Source organism: Cupriavidus sp. GA3-3, assembly GCF_000389805.1.
Lineage (GTDB): Bacteria > Pseudomonadota > Gammaproteobacteria > Burkholderiales > Burkholderiaceae > Cupriavidus > Cupriavidus necator_D.
This window is the reverse complement of the sequence record NZ_KB944473.1, coordinates 12113-31199: the sequence shown is the minus strand read 5'-3', so window position 1 is coordinate 31199 and position 19087 is coordinate 12113. Positions and strand designations below refer to the sequence as shown.

Annotated in this window: 15 protein-coding genes; 9 read left to right on the top strand and 6 right to left on the bottom strand. The window is 69.0% G+C overall.

Going from position 1 to position 19087, the window contains the following annotated elements; translation table 11 throughout:
• Positions 1-175 precede the first annotated feature (175 nt).
• The 7 genes from C265_RS11735 (at position 176) to C265_RS11705 (ending at position 7590) form a co-directional block, all read left to right on the top strand.
• Complete coding sequence (locus C265_RS11735; RefSeq protein WP_011616781.1) at positions 176-1168, top strand: tripartite tricarboxylate transporter substrate binding protein; 993 nt, start codon at positions 176-178, stop codon at positions 1166-1168.
• Positions 1169-1217: 49 nt separating this feature from the next.
• A complete protein-coding gene (locus C265_RS11730; RefSeq protein WP_010811675.1) occupies positions 1218-3509 on the top strand; it encodes a xanthine dehydrogenase family protein molybdopterin-binding subunit in 2292 nt (763 codons plus the stop codon).
• Positions 3502-4368, top strand: a complete 867-nt coding sequence (locus tag C265_RS11725) for a xanthine dehydrogenase family protein subunit M (RefSeq protein WP_010811674.1) — start codon at positions 3502-3504, stop codon at positions 4366-4368. The genes C265_RS11730 and C265_RS11725 overlap by 8 nt, the downstream gene beginning before the upstream one ends.
• 9 nt (positions 4369-4377) lie before the next feature.
• Positions 4378-4854, top strand: coding sequence for a (2Fe-2S)-binding protein (locus C265_RS11720; protein WP_010811673.1), 477 nt, complete (start codon positions 4378-4380; stop codon positions 4852-4854).
• A complete protein-coding gene (locus C265_RS11715; protein ID WP_010811672.1) occupies positions 4844-5581 on the top strand; it encodes a CoxG family protein in 738 nt (245 codons plus the stop codon). The genes C265_RS11720 and C265_RS11715 overlap by 11 nt, the downstream gene beginning before the upstream one ends.
• Positions 5582-5683: 102 nt before the next feature.
• Complete coding sequence (locus C265_RS11710) at positions 5684-6535, top strand: IclR family transcriptional regulator (RefSeq protein WP_010811671.1); 852 nt, start codon at positions 5684-5686, stop codon at positions 6533-6535.
• A gap of 38 nt (positions 6536-6573) precedes the next feature.
• Positions 6574-7590 (top strand): tripartite tricarboxylate transporter substrate binding protein, encoded by a 1017-nt coding sequence (locus C265_RS11705; RefSeq protein WP_010811670.1) that lies wholly within the window; start codon positions 6574-6576, stop codon positions 7588-7590.
• On the opposite strand, the gene C265_RS11700 is transcribed toward C265_RS11705, so the two are convergent.
• From C265_RS11700 to C265_RS11685, 4 genes are all read right to left on the bottom strand, one after another.
• Positions 7577-8416 (bottom strand): IclR family transcriptional regulator, encoded by an 840-nt coding sequence (locus C265_RS11700; RefSeq protein ID WP_010811669.1) that lies wholly within the window; start codon positions 8414-8416, stop codon positions 7577-7579. The two genes, C265_RS11705 and C265_RS11700, sit on opposite strands and share 14 nt — an antisense overlap.
• 69 nt (positions 8417-8485) lie before the next feature.
• Positions 8486-9622 carry an FAD-dependent monooxygenase gene (locus C265_RS11695; protein ID WP_010811668.1) on the bottom strand — a complete coding sequence of 379 codons (1137 nt, stop codon included), beginning with the start codon at positions 9620-9622 and terminating at the stop codon, positions 8486-8488.
• A gap of 569 nt (positions 9623-10191) precedes the next feature.
• Positions 10192-11427 (bottom strand): acyl-CoA dehydrogenase family protein, encoded by a 1236-nt coding sequence (locus C265_RS11690; RefSeq protein ID WP_010811667.1) that lies wholly within the window; start codon positions 11425-11427, stop codon positions 10192-10194.
• Between the two features lie 45 nt (positions 11428-11472).
• The gene (locus C265_RS11685) at positions 11473-12624 is read right to left on the bottom strand and encodes an acyl-CoA dehydrogenase family protein (RefSeq protein ID WP_010811666.1); all 1152 of its coding nucleotides are present in this window, start codon (positions 12622-12624) and stop codon (positions 11473-11475) included.
• Between the two features lie 255 nt (positions 12625-12879).
• Between C265_RS11685 and C265_RS11680 the strand changes: the two genes are divergently transcribed.
• On the top strand, positions 12880-14427 hold the full coding sequence (locus C265_RS11680) for an AMP-binding protein (protein ID WP_010811665.1): 1548 nt from the start codon (positions 12880-12882) through the stop codon (positions 14425-14427).
• Positions 14428-14584: 157 nt separating this feature from the next.
• Positions 14585-17347 carry a LuxR C-terminal-related transcriptional regulator gene (locus C265_RS11675; RefSeq protein ID WP_010811664.1) on the top strand — a complete coding sequence of 921 codons (2763 nt, stop codon included), beginning with the start codon at positions 14585-14587 and terminating at the stop codon, positions 17345-17347.
• Positions 17348-17384: 37 nt separating this feature from the next.
• Here C265_RS11675 and C265_RS11670 read toward each other — a convergent pair whose 3' ends face one another.
• The gene (locus tag C265_RS11670) at positions 17385-18056 is read right to left on the bottom strand and encodes a nitroreductase (RefSeq protein WP_010811663.1); all 672 of its coding nucleotides are present in this window, start codon (positions 18054-18056) and stop codon (positions 17385-17387) included.
• A gap of 34 nt (positions 18057-18090) precedes the next feature.
• Positions 18091-18966 (bottom strand): crotonase/enoyl-CoA hydratase family protein, encoded by an 876-nt coding sequence (locus C265_RS11665; protein ID WP_010811662.1) that lies wholly within the window; start codon positions 18964-18966, stop codon positions 18091-18093.
• Positions 18967-19087 lie beyond the last annotated feature (121 nt).

Below are 19087 nucleotides of genomic sequence, written 5' to 3'. Positions count from 1 at the left end.
ATTTAACGTAAGTTGAGTTGTCAATATTGGCGACCTAGGATTACCAATGTTCCTGGTGTGAACGTACGTTTTACTAATAAAACAACCGAAAGTGTTGTAACCCGAGCCAACCCTGTTTTCGCGGTGCGCACAACAGCCCACTCCAACCGCGAATGCGCCCCCACAGGAGCTGTTGATGAGACACGAACGCCCCCGCCGCCTTTTCCTTGCAGCCACTGCCATGGCCGCGCTTGCGCTTGCCGCGGGCAGCGCGCTGGCCACCGCCGCGTATCCGGCCAAGACCGTGACCATGGTCGTGGCCTATCCGCCCGGCGGCGACACCGACGCCATGGCCCGGCTCTATGCCGACAAGCTGTCGGCGCGCCTGAAGCAGCCGGTCATCGTCGAGAACCGCCCCGGTGCCGGCGGCGTGGTCGGCGCCAGCTTCGTCAGCCGCGCGCCGGCGGACGGCTACACGCTGCTGTACACGCCCAACCCTTTCACGCTGGCGCCGATGGTGCTCAAGCTGGCGCCATCGGCCAGCTATGACCCGCTGCACGGCTTCACCCCCGTGATCCAGACCGCGGTGCAGGCGGTGCTGCTGGTGGCCAACCCGCAGGCCGGCATCAAGACCGTCGGCGAGATGATTGCCGTGGCCAGGGGCGGCAAGACGCTGACCTATGGCAGCCCGGGCGCGGGTTCGCCGATGCACATCGCCGGCGAGATGCTCAACCGCGCCGCGGGCGTGAAGATCCAGCACGTGCCGTACAAGGGCGTGGCGCCGGCGGTCAACGACGTGGTGGCGGGGCACGTGAACTTTGCCTACGTCACGCTGGGTCCGGTGGCGCAGTACATCAACACCGGCCGGCTGATCCCGCTGGCGATCACGGACGCAAAGCGCTCGCCGCTGCTGCCCAACGTGCCGACGCTGGCCGAGCTCGGCTACAAGGACGTGGTGGTCGGCGCCTGGCATGGCGTGATGGCGCCCAAGGGCACGCCGCCCGAGGTGGTCAAGGTGCTGAACCAGCAGCTCAACGACGTGCTGCGCCTGCCCGACGTGACCGAGAAGATGGCCACCTTCGGCGCCAGCCCGGTGGGCGGCGCCCCGGCCGCGCTGGAAAAGGTCAACGCGGCCGACTACGAGCGGCTGGGCAAGGTGATCCGCGACCTCGCGATCACGGCGGAATGACGCAGGGCAGCGCATCGCATTCATGCAACCAGACAAGCAGGAGGCCGGCATGAGCAAGGCCATCGTGGGAAGCTCCACGCCGCAGGTGACCGCGCGGGAAAAGGTCATGGGGCGCGCGCAGTATGCCGGCGACATCAAGTTGCCCGGCATGCTGCACGCCAAGGTGCTGCGCAGCCCGCACCCGCATGCGCGCATCGTGCGCATCGACACCTCCGCGGCGAAGGCGCTGCCCGGCGTCAAGCTGGTGGTGACCGGGCACGATGTGCCCGCCCGCAACTGGGGCCCGCACCGCAAGGAGCAGCGCATCCTGGCCTGCGGCGTGGTGCGCCACGTCGGCGAGGAAGTGGCCGCGGTGGTGGCGGTCAGCGAGGAGATCGCGCGTGATGCGCTGGACCTGGTCCGCATCGAGTACGAGGCGCTGCCCGCGCTGCTGACGCCGGAAGCGGCGCTGGCCGATGGCGCGCCCGAGATCCATGCCGGCACGCGCAATATCGGCCATGAGATGCACATCGTGCGGGGCGACGTGGATGCCGCGTTCGAAGCCTGCGCCGCGGTGCATGAGGCCACCTACGACATGCACTCGCAGTACCCGGGCTACCTTGAGCCGATGGCCTCGGTGGCAGCGCAGGACGGCAACGGGCGGCTCACGCTGTGGGCCTCGACCCAGTCCGTGTTCCTGGCGCGCGCGCGGCTGGCCGAGGCGCTGGACCGGCCGGTCTCGACCATCCGCGTGGTGCAGGCGACCACCGGCGGCGGCTTCGGCGCCAAGATCGTCGAGGAGAACAACAGCCTGATCTGCGCCTTCCTGGCCAGCCGGCTGGAGCGCCCGGTGCGGCTGGTCAACAACCGGCTGGAAGACTTCCAGGGCGCGCGCGCCAGCGTGCCGATGAAAGTGTGGCTGCGCATGGGGCTGTCCGCAGACGGCGTGATCCTGGCCAAGGATGTGCGCATCACGGCCGAATGCGGCGCCTACTCCGGGCTTGCCGGTGATGTGATGCACGTCACCGCCATGCGCAGCGACAACATGCACCGCGTGCAGAACGTGCGCTCGCATGCGGTCATGGCCTATACCAACAATCCGCCGCGCGGCGCCTTCCGCGGCTTTGGCGGGCAGCAGATGCAGTTTCCGCTGAACTGCCACCTGACCGTGCTGGCCGGCATGCTCGGCATGGACCCGGTGGAGGTGCACAAGCGCAATGCGATCGGCGCGGGCGAGACCAGCGTGCATGGCTGGAAGATCAGCAGCACCGGCATGGCCGAGTGCCTGGACATGACCCGCAAGGCCATCGGCTGGGACGAGAAGCGCGCCGCGCCGCGCGGCACCGGCACGCGCCGGCGCGGCGTGGGCATTGCCGCGGCCATGCACGTCAGCGGCAACCGCACGCTGGGCAACTGGGACGGCTCGACCATCCTGCTCAAGATCAACGAGGACGGGCGCGCGATGCTGCAGACCAGCGAGTGCGACATGGGGCAGGGCGCCAACACCATGCTCAGCCAGATCTGCGCGCAGGAGCTCGGCATCCCGCTGTCGCACGTGACCGTGATGGCGCCGGATACCGATACCGCGCCGTTCTGCCTGGGCTCGCTGGCGTCGCGCGTGACCATCATCGCCGGCAATGCGTTGCTGCGTGCCGCGCGCGAGGCGCGCCAGAAACTGCTGGCACTCGCGGCGGAGAAGCTTGGCGTGGACGCGGAACAACTGGCGATTGCCGATGGCCGCATCGCCGCGCCGGGCCAGCCCGACAAGTCCGCCACGCTGGCGGAGATCGCGCGGCTGCATATCTTCCGCCACGGCGGCGAGGGCATCCACGTGCGCGCCACCTATGACGCGCCCACGGTGATGCACGACGCCGACTACTACGGCAACGTCGCGCCCGCGCACTCCTTCGCGGCACAGGCGGTGGAAGTGGAAGTCGACACCAGCACCGGCCAGGTCACCGTGATCGACAGCTTTGTCGCCGACGACTGCGGCAAGGCCATCAACCCGCTCGCCGTGCACGGCCAGACCCACGGCGCGACCGTGCAGGCGATCGGCTGGACCCTGTACGAGAACCTGCAATACGAGGATGGCCGCCTGATGAACGGCAACTTTGCCGACTACACCATGCCGACCGCCGACGCGGTGCCGATGTTGCGCACCGACGTGGTGGAATCGAACGACCCCAACGGCCCCTATGGCGCCAAGGGCGCCAGCGAAACCGCGATCCTGCCGGGCGCGGCGGCGATCGCCAATGCCGTCTTCGACGCCGTGGGCGTGCGCATCCAGTCGCTGCCGATCACGCCGGAGAAGGTGCTGGCGGGCCTGCGCGAACTGAAGCAGAAGGAGGCCGTCCATGCGTGACTTTGCCTTCCTTGAGCCGGCCACCGTGGCCGAGGCCAGCCAGATGCTGGCCGAGCTGGGCGACAGTTGCCGCATCCTTGCCGGCGGCACCGCGCTGATGCTCGGCATGCGCCAGCGCATGCTGACGCCTGGCCACCTGGTCTCGCTGGGCCGGCTCAAGGCGCTGCGCGGCATCACCTTCGATGCGCGCGAGGGCCTGCGTATCGGCGCGCTGACGCTGCATGCCGAGGTAGCGCGCTCGCCGCTGGTGCAGGCGCACTACCCGATGCTGGCCAGCATGGCCTCGCGCGTGGCCAATCCGCAGGTGCGCAACCAGGGCACCATCGGCGGCAACCTCTGCTATGCCGACCCCGCCACCGATCCGCCCGGCTGCCTGATGGCGCTGGGCGCGCGGATCGTGGTCAGCGGCCGAGGCGGCGAGCGCGAGATCGATATCGAGGACTTCCTGGTCGACTACTACGTCACGGCACTGGCGCCGGACGAGATCGTCACGCAGATCCGCGTGCCGGCGCCGGGTGCCGGCGCCGATGGCCGCTATGCGCGTTTCCTGCGCACCGCCGCCGAGCACCGGCCGCTCGCCAGCGTGGCACTGGCGGTGCGGCGCGAGGGCGCGTTCTGCGTCGAGGCGCGGCTGGCGGTGGGCGCGTCCACGCCGATCCCGGCCCGGCTGCGCCGCGCCGAAGCGCTGCTGGCCGGCAAGGCCGTCACCGCGGAACTAGCCGAGGAGACGGCCGCCATTGTCGCCGCGGACATCAACGCGGTCTCGGACATGCGCGGGTCCGAAAGCTACCGGCGCGAGATGGTGCGGGTAGTCGCGCGCCGCACCATTGCCGAGCTGTTCGGCGTAGCATCGGAGTAAGGAATCCCCATGAACCAAGTCAGCATCGAACTCACCGTCAACGGCGAGGAACACCAGGTGGAGGTGCCGGCGCGGCGCCTGCTGTCCGACCTGCTGCGCGACGACCTGAACCTGACCGGCACCAAGCGTGGCTGCGAGACCGGCATCTGCGGCGCCTGCTCCGTGCTGGTCGACGGCGAGGTGGTCAAGTCCTGCCTGATGCTCGCCGTGCAGGCGCGCGGGCGCCATGTGATGACGGTGGAGGGGCTGGCCGCCGACGGCCAGCTGCATCCGCTGCAGCAGTGCTTCATGGACAACGGCGGGCTGCAGTGCGGCTATTGCACGCCGGGCTTCCTGATGGCCTCGTGCGCGCTGCTTGCCAATAACCCCAACCCGACCGAAGACGAAGTCCGCCACGGCCTGAACGGCAACCTGTGCCGCTGCACCGGCTATGTCGGCATCGTTGAATCGGTCCTGTCCGCCGCGGAGAAAATGCGTGGAAATTGAAAAGACCCTGGTCACCGCGGCGCCGCCGGCGCGCGTGTGGGAGCTGCTGCTCGACCCCAACGTGATGGGCGCGTGCGTGCCCGGCATGGAATCGATCGAAGTGCTGAGCGATGTCGAGTACATCGCCCATATGGCGGTCAAGATCGCCTTCATCAACGCGCGCTTCCGGCTGCATACGAAGATCGTCGAGACGCGCGCGCCGCATTACCTGCGCACCGAGGGCACCGGCGAGGACGACTCGGTGGCCAGCTCGCTGCGCCAGTCGAGCGAGCTCTTCCTGACCGCCCTGGACGATGGCGGCACGCAGCTGCGCATCAGGGTGGAGGTGGACGTGCTGGGCCGGCTGGGCACTTTCGGCCTGAGCGTGATGAAGACCAAGGCCGATCGCATGTGGGACGAGTTTGGCGCCAACCTGCTGGCGCGGCTGTCGCCGCAGGGGGCGCAGGCAGCGCCCGAGCCGGCGGCGAAGTCCGCACCTGCGGCACCGGTTGCATCGGCCGCGGCTGCCAACGGCCATGCGGTGCTGCCGACACGGTCCGCGCCCGCACCCGCCGCCGGCGGGCTGTTCTCGCGGCTGTTCGGGCGCGGCGAGGCCGCGCGCGGGCCGCTGTCGGACATCTGCGTTGAGCTGCGCCGCAGCGACGAGACCATCGTGGTGCGGTGGCCCGCCGCCCAGGGCGAGCAATGCGCGGCCTGGCTGCGCGACTACCTGCGCCCAGGGGCATAGGCGGAGCCAGGGCGGGGTCTGCCGGCAATACGGGTACCCTACAGGGTGCAGGCGTGATATATGAGAGCGTTACGCCAAGACCGAATATTGCAGAGACAGACCATGACGACCGATTCGCCGCAGGAAGACACGCAGGAAAGCGGCCAGGAGGGCGCCCCGGAGAGCGCCCAGGAGAAGTACATCGTGCCGGGGCTGGAGCGCGGCCTGCGGCTGCTGGCCGAATTCAGCAGCCGTGAGCGCACCTTGTCGGCGGCCGAGCTGGCGCGCCGGCTCAAGGTGCCGCGTTCGACCGTGTTCCGGCTGCTGGCCACGCTGGAAATGATGGGCTTTGTCGAGCGCACCGACGGCGGGCGCGAGTTCCGCCTGGGCATGGCGGTGCTGCGGCTGGGCTTTGACTACCTGGCCTCGCTGGAGCTGACCGAGCTGGGCCGCCCGCTGCTGGACCGGCTGCGCGACGAGATCCACTATCCGTGCAACCTGGTGGTGCGCGACGGGCGCTCCATCGTCTATGTGGCCAAGTCGGTGGCCTCGCGCCCGTTTGCCAGCACCGTCAACGTTGGCACCCGGCTGCCGGCGCATGCGACCGTGCTGGGCCGCGTGCTGCTGGAAGACCTGTCGCTGGCGGAACTGCGCACGCTGTATCCGGAGGAGCGCCTGGAGGTGTATTCCGAAAGCACGCCGCGCACTGTCGAAGAGCTGTACGACATGGTCCAGCGCGACCGCCAGCGCGGCTATGTGCTGCATGAAGGGTTCTTCGAGGCCAGCATCTCCACCATCGCGGCGCCGGTGCGCGACCGCAGCGGCAAGGTTGTGGCGGCGCTGGGCGCGACCATCCCGGCCTCGCGCATCGATCCGGACCAGCTCGACAACGTGGTGGAACAGGTCAGGCGGGCGGCGGCCGAGCTGTCGAGCCTGCTCGACTACCGGCCGGAGGTGCCGAAACCGTTCGCGTGACGGCAGCGCGCGCCGCCAGCCATCCATTGGGAAGCAATATGCAGCAACGCAAGACATACAACAGGCCGCCGCGCCGGCGGCAATGGCTGGCCGGCACGGCGCTGGCCGCTGCGCTGGCGGCGTGCGTGCCGTGGCAGGCGGCGCAAGCCGCCGGCTGCGCCAATGTGCGCATCGTGGTGCCGTTCCCGGCCGGCGGCCCGGCAGACCAGCTCGCGCGCACGCTGGCGCACGGGCTGCAGCAGCGGCGCGGCACGCCGTTCGTGGTCGACAACAAGCCTGGCGCCAACGGCAATATCGGCATCGACACGGTGCGGCGCGCGCCGGGCGACGGCTGCACGCTGCTGGTGGCCCCGGCCGGCAACCTGACCATCAACCCCACGCTGATGCCGGCGCTGAGCTACAACGTCGAGCGTGATTTCCGGCCGGTGTCGCTGCTGGCGGGCTCGCCCAACGTGCTGGCGGTGCATCCGTCAGTAAAGGCGAATTCCGTGCAGGACCTGGTCAGGCTGGCACAGCAGGCAGAGAAGTCCGGCAAGCCGCTGGGCTACGCCAGCCCGGGCGTCGGCAGCGGCCTGCACCTGGCCGGCGAGCTGTTCCGCAACAAGGCCGGCATCACGCTGCTGCACGTGCCCTACAAAGGCACCACGCAGGCGCTCAACGACGTGGTGGGAGGACAGGTGCCGATGCTGTTCGGCACGTGGCCGACGCTGGCGCCGTTTATCCAGTCCGGCGCGCTGCGCGCGCTGGCGGTGACGCAGTCCAGGCGCTCGCCGGCCGCGCCGAACGTGCCGTCGCTGGCCGAGCAGGGCGTGCCCGGCATCGACGTCAGTTCCTGGTATGCGCTGCTGGTGCCCAGGGCCACGCCGCAGCTGGCGGCCGATGCGCTCAGCGCCGACGTGCGCGCGCTGCTGGCCACGCCCCCGGTGCGGGCCGAGCTGCAGCGCCAGGGCATGGAGCCGGTGGGCAGCACGGCGCAGGCGCTCGAGGCCCGCATCCGCGAGGAAACCGCGGCGTGGGCGAAGCTGATCAAGGCGTACGGGATTACCGCGGAGTAGCGGCGCTGCGGTATCCCATCAGGCCCGACAGGTCGCGCGCGGCCTGCCTGACTTCCTTCTCCACGCGCTCGCGCAGCGCGCCATCGGCTTCAAAGCGCTGCTGCGGTCCCGCCACGCTGATCGCGGCGATCACGTCGCCGTCGGCGCCGCGCACCGGTGCCGCGCAGGAATCGATGCCCGGTTCATAGGCGGAAAAGCTCCAGGCGCAGCCGCGTTCGCGATCGGCGGCAAGGATATCAGCCAGCCGCGCGTGCGTGGCCGGGCTCTGGCCGGTGACCGTCGGCAGGGGATCGGATCCCAGCAGCTCGCGCAGCGTCTCCGGCGGCAGCTCGGCAATCAGCATCCGCCCCGGCGTGGTCAGGTGTGCGGCCACGCGGCTGCCCACCTGGATATTGCTGACCAGCGAGGCCGCGGGCATCTGCCGCAGCAGGTAGAGTGCATCGCCGCCATCGCGCACGGCCAGGTAGGCCGACAGCTGCAGCGATGCGCTCAGCCGGGCCAGCACGCGTGCGGCAAAGCTGGTCAGGTCATTGCTGGCCAGCACGCGCGAGGCCAGCTTCAGGAAGTTGAAGCCGACCTGGTGCCCGCCTTGCGGCAGGCGTTCCACCATGCCCTCATGCTCCAGTGTATCCAGCAGCCGCATCACGGTGACGCGGTTCACGTCGATGCGCCGGCCCACTTCGCTCAGGTTGGCGGTGGCGCCGCCCTCGGCGATGAAGCGCAGCAGGCGCAGGCCGCGGATCACCGGCGAGACCAGCTGGGCTTCGCGGGCGTCTTCGGTATCGCCATCGTCGGCAAGGTCAGGCTGTGGGCGGGATTTGGGCATGGTGGTGTCTGCTGTCAACGGAAAACGGCCGCGCAGGCGGCCGTGCTGGCGGAAACGATCGGCGCGGCTTCAGCCGAGGGCGACGTTCCAGGCGTCGTAATCGTACACCCAGTCGGCATTGCCGCCTTCCTTCAGCCAGGCATTGCCGCGCGAGCCGATCTGGATGCGGCTGGTGCGTTCGTGGCGCGCGGCCTGGTAGCGTGCCAGCGCGGCGGGCACGCCTGCGGCACCGCCGGGTGCGGCATCGGCAAGGCAGCGCGCCAGCACCACGCCGTCTTCAATCGCCATGCCGGCGCCTTGTGCCATGAACGGCATCATCGGGTGGCAGGCGTCGCCCATCAGCGTGACCGGGCCGGCGCACCATGTCGGCAGCGGGTCGCGCACGTACAGCGCGGAGATCAGCACCTCGTCGCAGGCATCGAGCAGTGCGCGCGCCTCGGGGTGGAAGCCGGCATAGGCGCTGCGCAGGTCTTGCACGCGGCCCGGCGTGGTCCAGGACTCATGGCGCCAGGCTTCCTGTGCGACGGTGGCGAAGATAAAGATGTCGCGGCCGCGGTTGAGCGGGAAGGTGACGATCTGTGTGGCGGCGTCGGGGCCCCACCATTTGGTGAAGGCGCCCAGGTTGGGCACGCCGGCGAGGCGCTCGGCGGGAACGACCGCGCGGTAGGCCACCACGCCGGTGAAGATCGGGCTTTCCTGGCCGAACAGGGCGGTGCGCACGGTCGAGTGGATGCCGTCGGCGCCGACCAGCACATCGACGCGCTCCTCTGCGCCACTGGCGAAGCGCAGCGTGGCGCTATCGGCATGCGGCTCGATCGCCACGGCCTTGTGGCCAAGGCGCACGCATTCGGCCGGCACGGCGGCTTCCAGTGCGGTCATCAGGTCGGCGCGGTGCATGGTCAGTTGCGGGGCGCCGTAGCGGCGCTCGGCGTCTTTCTGCATCGGCAGGCGGGAAGTTTCTTCGCCGGTGTCCCACGTGCGGCTGATGCGGTGGCTGGGGCGTGCGGCGGTTTCGCGCAGGGCGTCGCCGATGCCTAGCCCGTCGAGCGCGCATACGGCGTTGGGGGTCAGGTTGATGTCGGCGCCTACGCGGGCGAAGCGGGGGGCTTGTTCGTAGACGATTGCGTCCATGCCGAGCTTGCGCAGTGCGATGGCTGCGGCGAGGCCGCCGATGCCGGCGCCGTTGATTCCGATCTTGAGGGGCATTTTGTCTACCTGCTGGTTGTTGGTGTATGTTCAAAAATGAACTATATGTTCATAAAAATATATGAGCGTGAGGGTGAACAGTCAATTAAGGTGAACCCTAGGAAGGTGGTTTGGTGAGGGGGCTGGGGCAATGCGGTCGGTTAGTGGCTTTTGGCAGCGTGGCTGTTTCGCCGGCGTAGCCGGCGAGTCACTTTTTGTCCGAGCGACAAAAAGTAACCAAAAAGCGCGTCGCCTATGCGGCTGGCAATCAATTCCACGGCGTTGGTGGTTCGCACGGTGGTGCTTGCCGTTTGGGCGTGGGTGCCCGTTCGACCCTGCTACGCCATGTGAGTGTGGGACAGTGCCTGCGATAACCCACTATTGAACGATCCCCATGCAGGGCGTAGGCCGCCTGCTGCAAACGGCATTGCGGGGACGCCTACGGCTGCTGCGCAGGCTCAAGATGCGTTGACGGTCATTGGGCGCTTGCGCGGAGCGCAGCCGAAGGCGTTGATGCGATATCGCCAAGCCCCAAAAAAAACAGCCGCACACGGCGGCTGCTCTTGAAACCATCGCCGGTACACAAACGCTCAAAGCCCCAACACGAGCTTGGCAATGATATTGCGCTGGATCTCGTTAGATCCCCCGTAAATCGACGCTTTGCGATAGTTGAAATAACGCGGCGCCAGCACAGCCGCATATTCAGGCCCGACACGCGGCGCGGCCTCGCGTCCCTGCAATTGAGCCCAGGTGTCCTGCACGAACGGCAACGCCGCCGGGCCTGCAGCTTCCACCGCAAGTTCGCTGGCGGCCTGCAGAGTCTCAGTGCCCGTGAGCTTCAGCATGCTCGACGCGGCCCCGATCGAGGTCCCGGATTCCACGCCTGAGAACACCCGCAACTCAACCGCTTCCAGCGCGGCAGCACGCAGGTGCAGCGCCGCCAGCTTGCGGCGGAAGGCGGGATCGTCCAGCAGGCGGCCACCGTCGTCGGCAGGCTGCTCCGCGGCAATCTCCGCGATCTTCGACAGTTGCTTGCGCAGCATCGGGCTATATGTACCGCCGCGCTCGAACTCCAGCAGGTACTTGGCGTAGGTCCAGCCCTTGCCTTCCTCCCCGATGCGGTTTGCCACCGGCACGCGCACGTTCTCGAAGAAGACCTGGTTCACTTCCTGCTGCCCGGTCATGGGACCGTCCAGCGTCGGCAGCGCCGACACCGTGATGCCGGGCGTATGCATGTCGAGCAGCAGGAACGAAATCCCTTCCTGGCGCTTCGATTCGCGGCTGGTGCGCACCAGGCAGAACATCCAGTCGGCCCACTGCGCATGCGTGGTCCAGATCTTGGAGCCATTCAGGATGTAGTGCTCGCCGTCGCTGTCGGTGCCGTGGTCGGCGCGCATCTGCAGCGAGGCCAGGTCGGAGCCGGAGTTGGGTTCGGAATAGCCCTGGCACCACCACACGTCCGAGCTCAGGATCGGCGGCAGGAAGCGCTGCTTCTGCTCGGGCGTGCCGTACTTCATGATCACCGGCGCCACCATCTTCAGGCCCATTGGCGACACTGGCGGGCAGCCGGCGGCGGCCAGTTCCGACTGGAAGATAAAGCGCTCGGTCGAGGTCCAGCCCGGCCCGCCGTATTCCTTGGGCCAGTTCGGCGCGGCCCAGCCGCGCGCGTGCAGCGCCTTCTGCCAGCGCAGCTGCGCGGCCTTGTCGAGGTAGCCGTTCTTGGACTGCGCCATCATCGCGCGCAGGTCGGCGTCATAGGCCTGGGCGATCCAGGCGCGCACGTCTTCACGGAACTGCTGATCTTGCGGGGAGAAATCGAGATTCATCGACGGGCCTCGCTGGGTAATCGTCTGGGTTCGGGGATGCCGGCTTCAGGCCGCGGCCAGGGCGGGGTAGAGCAGGTCGGCGTAGCGGCGCAGGTGGTGCTCGGCCGAGCCCAGCTGCAGGTCGATCGCGGTGACGCGCTTGAAGTAGTGGCCCACGGCCAGCTCTTCGGTGACGCCCATGCCGCCGTGGATCTGCACCGCCGCCTGGCCGACAAAGGCACCGGCCTGGCCGGCCTGGATCTTGGCCGCGCACGCCGCCTGGGCGCGTGCCTGCGGCGCGCTGGCAGCCTGCATCGCCGCCACCTGGGTCAGCGCCACGGATTGCTCCAGCTGCACGTACATGTCGGCCATGCGGTGCTGCAGCACCTGGAAGGTGCCGATCGGCACGCCGAACTGCTTGCGCTGGCGCGCATAGTCGATGGTGTCGGCCAGCATGCGCGCCATCGCGCCATTGGCTTCGGCACAGAGCGCGACCATGGCTTCGTCGCACAGCTGTTCGATCAGGGCAAAGGCTTCGCCTTCCGCGCCGATGCGCTGGCTCGCCGGCACCTGCACGTTGTCGAGCAGCACCTCGGCAGCACGCAGGCCGTCGAAGGTCGGGTACTCGCGCAGCGTCACGCCCGGCGTGTCGCGCGCAATCCAGAACAGGCTGATGCCGTCCCGGTCGCGGCGCGCGCCGGAGGTGCGGGCGCTGACCACCAGGTGGGTGGCGAACGGCGCGCCGACCACGGCGTGCTTGTGCCCGCTCAGCTTGTAGCCGTTGCCCTGGCGCGTGGCGCCGGCCTGCACGTCGTGGCGGCAGTAGCGGCTGGCGGGTTCGGCGTGGGCCCAGGCGGCGGTGGCTTCGCCGCCGATGATGGCCGGCACCCACTGCGCGGCCAGCTCGGGGCTGCCGTGCATCAGCGCGCCCCCGCCCAGCACCACGGTGCCCAGGTAGGGCTCCAGCGCCAGGTGGCGGCCCAGTTGTTCCATCACGATCATGTGCTCGGCCGCGCCGCCGCCCAGGCCACCGAGCGCCTCGGGGTAGGCCGCGCCGAGAATGCCGAGCTCGCGGGCGAATGCGCGCCAGCAGTCCGGGCGCCAGCCCGCGGCGGACTGCACGGCAGCGCGGCGGGCTTCGAAATCATAGTGGTCGGCCAGGTAACGCGCGAGCGTGTCGCGCAGCATCGACTGTTCTTCGCTGAACTGGAAATCCACCTTGGCTCCTTCGGAATGGGGGTGAGGCGTGATTGCAGTAGTCTGGCGGGCATCATCCTGCCAGGCCGCCCGGTGGCGCATCGTCGCATCGGACGAAGCTGTTCCGGCGCGAACGCAGCCCTTTTTTGTGGCACTGCGACAAAACAGCGGCGGTGCCGCTTCGTCGCTTCCGACGATGGTTGAACCGGCTGAGGTTCCGAGAATGCAGGATCGGCATCCGCCAACACACCGACACCCGTCGAGGAGTCCAACGCCATGCATCCGCACATCCACGCGCAGCGCACACCCGAAAAACCAGCCGTCATCATGGGTGGCAGCGGCGCAGTCGTCACCTACCGCGAACTGGACGAACGCTCGAACCAGGTCGCCCACCTGTTCCGCAGCCAGGGACTGCAGCCCGGTGACCGCGTGGCGTTCATGGTCGAGAATCATCCGCGCCTGTTCGAACTGTGCTGGGGCGCGCAGCGCAGCGGCATTGTCTATGTCTGCCTGAGCACGCGGCTGAACGTGGCCGATGCCGCCCACATCATCAATGACAGCGGCGCCAGGCTGGTGGTCACCACGCACGCGCAGGCCGAGGTCGCGGCAGCCCTGGCCGGGCAGACGCCGGCCTTGCGCGGCAGGTTGATGCTGGACGGCACAATGCCGGGCTATGACGCGTACGAGACCGCGCTGGCGCGCTGCCCGGCAACGCGCATTGATGACGAAGTGACCGGCGGCGACATGCTGTATTCGTCCGGCACCACGGGCCGGCCCAAGGGAGTGTATGCGCCGCCGTCGAGCCCGAATATCGACGATCCCACGACCCTGACCAGCCTGTGCCAGCGGCTCTATGGCTTCGATGCCGAGACGCGCTACCTGTCGCCCGCGCCGCTGTACCACGCGGCGCCGCTGCGCTACAACATGACCGTGCAGGCGCTGGGCGGGACCGCGGTGGTGATGGAGCATTTCGATGCCGAGCACTATCTGCAGCTGGTGCAGCAGCACCGCATCACGCATACGCAGCTGGTGCCGACGATGTTCTCGCGCATGCTCAAGCTGCCCGAGGCGCAGCGCCAGGCCTATGATGTGTCGTCGCTGCGCGTGGCGATCCACGCGGCCGCGCCGTGCCCGGTGCAGGTCAAGGAAGCCATGATCGCGTGGTGGGGGCCGGTGATCTGGGAGTACTACGCCGGGACGGAGGGCAACGGCGTGACCGTGGTCAGCACGCCGGAGTGGCTGGAGCGCAAGGGCACGGTGGGCCGGGCCATGGTCGGCAAGCTGCGCATCTGCGGGCCGGACGGCGCGCTGCTGCCGCCGGGCGAATCGGGCACGATCTACTTTGCCGAAGGCCGCGACTTTTCGTACCACAACGACGAGGCCAAGACCGCGGAGTCGCGCCACCCGCAGCAGCCGGAATGGAGCACCATCGGCGATGTCGGCTACGTGGATGCGGACGGCTACCTGTACCTGACCGACCGCAAGGCCAACATGATCATCTCCGGCGGCGTCAACATCTACCCGCAGGAGGCCGAGAACCTGCTGATGACGCATCCCAAGGTGATGGACGTGGCCGTGATCGGCGTGCCCAACGAGGACTTCGGCGAAGAGGTCAAGGCCGTGGTGCAGCCCGTCGACATGAGCCAGGCCGGTCCCGAGCTGGCCGCGGAACTGATCGCGTTCTGCCGCGCCAACCTGTCGGCCATCAAGTGCCCGCGCTCGGTCGACTTCGCGTCCGAGCTGCCGCGCCTGCCGACCGGTAAGCTGCTCAAGCGGCTGCTGCGCGACCGCTACTGGGGCGGCCACGCCAACAAGCTGGTGTAGGGCCGCCTGCCGCTGCCCGCATTTTCGCGAGTGCGGCGGTTTACGTCATAATCCTCCGTTACATCACAGCCACGGCCCGCCTGCCTGCATCCGCAGCGCGGGCGGGCGCATCGCGCGGCCTGCAACGGCAGCGATGTGCGGGAGACGACAACAGCCAATGGCAAGTATCGAGGAGACCGGACGGCGCGCGCCGCCGCCCGCCGGCGCCGCATCGCTGGCGGCCAAACTGCGTCCGCCGCTGCTGACCCCGTTCCAGGTCGAGCGCGCGGCGATCTGCGAGACCGTGTGCGCGGCCGGTTTCGTCAAGCTTGTGCTGGTGCGTGCACCGGCGGGCTTCGGCAAGACCACGGCCATGCTCCAGTGTCGCGCGCGCCTGGAGGCCGCGGGCGGGCGCACCGCCTGGCTGACGCTGGATCGGTCGGACAATGATGCCTCGCGCTTTCTGGGGTCGGTCGAAGCTGCCATCGCGCAGGGCCTGGGCGGCGGCGGCCCCGGCCGGTCCGCGCACGCGACGCTGGCACAGGATCCCGGCGAGCAGGCGCTCGCGCTGATCGACCGCCTGGCCAGCCATAACGGCGCCTTCACGCTGTTCCTCGATGATTTCGAAGCGATCCAGAACGCCGCCGTGACCGGGCTGGTCTGGCAACTGGTGGAAAGCCTGCCGCCCGGCTGCCGCGTGGTGATCGGCACGCGCTGGGTGCCGGAATCCGGCCTGGGCCGCCTGCGCGCGCGCGGCGAGCTGCTTGAGATCGAACCCGCGCAGCTGCGTTTTTCCGCCAGCGAAACTGCATCCTTCCTGCGCCATGCGCGCGGGCTGAAGCTGGAGCAGGCGGCCATCAGCGTGCTGCACCGGCGTACCGAGGGCTGGGCCACGGCATTGTGGCTGGCGTCAGTCGCGCTGGAGCGGCGCAGCCAGCCAGAGGGTTTTATCGCCGGCTTCTCCGGCTCCAACGCGGCGATTGCCGACTACCTGGTCGAAGACGTATTCCTGCACCTGCCCGAGGCGGTGCGCGACTTCCTGCTGCGCACCTCGATCCTGGACCAGTTGTGCGGACCGCTGTGCGACGCCGTGTGCGAGCCCGCGACAGCTGGCAGCAGCGACGAGATCCTGGCCTGGCTGGAGCGCGCCAACCTGTTCCTGCTGCCGCTGGAGAGCGAACGCTATGGCGAGCGTGGCTCCGGTGCGGCATCGGAGCAGTGGTACCGCTATCACAGCCTCTTTTCCGGCTTCCTGCGCGGCCAGCTGGCGCAGGCCATGCCTGACGCCGTGCCGCAGCTGCACCTGTCGGCATCGCGCTGGTATGAGTCGCAGGGGCGCCCGGTGCCCGCCATCGAGCATGCCTTCGCGGCCGGTGCGCTGGCGCGCGCGCTGCCGTTGCTGGACGGCGCCGCGGACGACCTGCTGGCGCAGGGCCGCATGCGCCTGCTGACGCGCTGGCTGGAGGCGGTGCCGGCGGAAGAACTGGCGCGCTGGCCCAAGCTGCAGATCGCGCGCGTGTGGGCGGTGTCGTTCACGCGCGGCCCGGCCGAAGCCATCGCCCTGCTGCAGCAGATCCCCACCGAGGGCGCGGCCGGCGACCTGCTGGCGCATATCCGCGCGCTGCGCCACATGCTGCTGAACATGATGGACCGCTTCGACGATGCGCGCGCCTTCGCCCGCAATGAGCTGCCGCCGTTGCCGATGGGCTATGCCTTCCCCGATGCGATCCTGGGCACGTCGATGGCACGCCTGGCTGCGGTCGCCGGCGACTACCCGGAGGCGCGCCGGCTGCTGCAGGTGGCACGGCACGCGGTGCGAGGCTCGGACAGCAATTTCAACAAGATTTTCTCGGAATCGGTCGAAGGGCTGATCGACCTGCGCCAGGGGCGGCTGCAGCAGGCGCTGGCGCGGTTTCGCATCGCCGCCAGCACGATGCTGCCGAACCGCTTCGGGCCCACCAACGGCAATGCCATGGCCGGCATCCTGCTGGCCGAAGGCCTGTACGAGAGCGGTGATTCCGAGCGCGCCAGCCGATTGCTCAACGTCTACCTGCCGCTGTCGCGCGACCTCGGGCTGCCTGACCAGATCATCACCGGGCACACGGTGCTGGCCCGCATTGCGTTCGAGCGCGGCGAAGCCGACCAGGCGCATGAATGGCTGGCGCAACTGGAAGCGCTGGGGCACCACCGCGGGCTGACGCGGCTGGTGATGGCGGCAATGCTGGAGCGCGCACGGCTGGCACTGCGCCAGGGCAATGTTCACGCGGCGCAGGAGGCGATCGAACGCGCCGCCGATCCGGCGCTGTGGCGCACGCGGCCCGGGGTCAGCTCCTTTGCCAGCGATGTCGAGGACATCACCCTTGGCCGGCTGCGGCTGGACTTGTATGCGCGCCCGGGCACGCCGGTGCGCGAGGTCATCGAGCGCGAGCTGGCGGCTGCCGCCGGCAACCAGCTGATGCGCCGCGCGCTCAAGCTGCGCATCCTGCTGGCGCAGGCGTGCCAGCGCGCTGGCGACGGCGCGCACGCGCTGGTGGTGATGGGCGAGGCGCTGCGTTTCGGCGCTGCCGAAGGCTTTGTCCGCATCTTTGCCGACGAGGGCGACGATGTGCGCAGGCTGGTGGCCGATGCCTGCTCGCGCCAGTCGGCCAGCCTGCCTGCCCCCTATGTGGAAAGGCTGCTGCAGGCCTGCGGCCAGTCCGGGAGCGAGCAGGCCGCCGGCGCCGGCCGGCCGGCGCCGGCGGCGCTGGTGGAGCCGCTGACGCCCAAGGAGCAGAAGGTGCTGCAACTGCTGGCCGAGGGCTATTCCAATGTGGCCATGGCCGAGCGCCTGTTCGTGTCCGAAACCACGGTGCGCACGCACCTGCGCAATATCAGCGCCAAGCTGCACGCCAGCAACCGCACCCAGGCGGTGGCCATTGCACGCCAGCTCGGGCTGCTCTGAGGCCGCGCGCGCAGGTCAGCCCGCGCGCGCTTGCGGCTCAGATGCCGATGAACTCCGTGAATTCCTCCAGCGGTGCGCGCACGGAACGCAGCTGGTTGGCGGGCGCCTCGGGGTCTTCGTAGCCGATCGCCATGCCGGTGAACAGCATCCGTTCGGCCGGCAGCGACAGGAACTTGCCCAGGGTCTGCGGGTACATCGCCCAGCATTCCTGCGCGCAGCTGTCCAGCCCTTCTTCACGCAGCAGCAGCATCACCGTCTGCAGGTACATGCCCAGGTCCGACCATTGCGGCGGGCCCATGCGGCGGTCCACGGTGCAGAACAGCGCCAGCGGCGCGCCGAAGAAGGTGAAGTTGTTGGCAAACTGCGCCAGCCGCCGCGCCTTGTCCTCGCGCGGGATGCCGAGGTAGTGGTAGAGCGCCTCGCCCACCTGGAAGCGGCGGTCGCGGTAGGGCGAGACCAGCTCGCGCGGGTAGATGTCGTACTCGCGCTCTTCACCCGCGGGCGCCTGGGCGATGCGCTTGCGCATGATGGCGCGCAGCCCCTCCAGGGCCTCGCCGCCGATGACATGGATATGCCAGGGCTGCAGGTTGCCCCCCGAGGGGGCGCGCGCGGCGGCGTCGAGCACGCGGCGGATGGTGTCGGGCGCAACGGCCCGGGGCAGGAAGCCGCGGACGGACTTGCGGCTGGCGACGGCTTGGCTGACTTTCATGCGAATTCCGGAAAAGTTGATCGACGGGCGCGCTTCAGATGAAGGGCGGCTCGCTGGTCCAGTCGAAGAAGTCCGGCATGTCGTGCGACACGGTTTCCGGGAAGGCGGCGGGACGCTTCTCCAGGAAGGCGCTGACGCCTTCCTTGACGTCGGCGGAGCGCCCGCGCGACTGGATCGCGCGGCTGTCGAGCTTGTGCGCTTCCATCGGGTGGCTGGCGCCGGCCATGCGCCAGATCAGCTGGCGCGAGATCGCTACCGAAACCGGCGCGGCATTGGCGGCGATCTCGCGGGCAATGGCCTGGGCGGCAGGCAGCAGGTCTTCGGGCGCGTGCAGCGAGCGCACCAGGCCGCGCTCATGCGCTTCCTGGGCCGAGAACACGCGGCCGGTATAGCACCATTCCAGCGCGGTCGAGATGCCGACCACGCGCGACAGGAACCACGACGACGCCGCTTCGGGCGTGATGCCCCGGCGCGCAAAGACAAAGCCGAACTTGGCGTCGGTCGACGCCAGCCGGATATCCATCGGCAGCTGCATGGTCACGCCCACGCCGACTGCGGCGCCGTTGACCGCGGCGATCACCGGCTTGAGGCTGCGGAAGATGCGCAGCGACACGCGCCCGCCACCGTCGCGGTGCGCGCTGTCGGGGCTGGCGCCATAACGCTTCTCGAAGTCGAAGGTGGAGCTGCCGCCGGACAGGTCGGCGCCGGCGCAGAAGGCGCGGCCCGAGCCCGTGACGATCACGGCACGCACGTTGTCGTCGGCATCGGTGGCGTCGAACGCGGCGATCAGTTCATGCATCATCTGCGCGGTGAACGCATTGAGCTGGTCCGGGCGGTGCAGGGTGATGGTGGCGACACCGTCTGCAACGGCGTAGCGCAGGGTTTCGAACGAAGGCGTGGCTTGCGTCATGGGGGGCTCCTGCCGGGATTGCTGCGAATATGGGAGGAAGTGTGCCGGGGCGGGGCGCCGGCACGGGGCTCGGTCAACACTAGTGCAGAATGCGCCGCCCGCAATCGTCGCTTCCGACGAG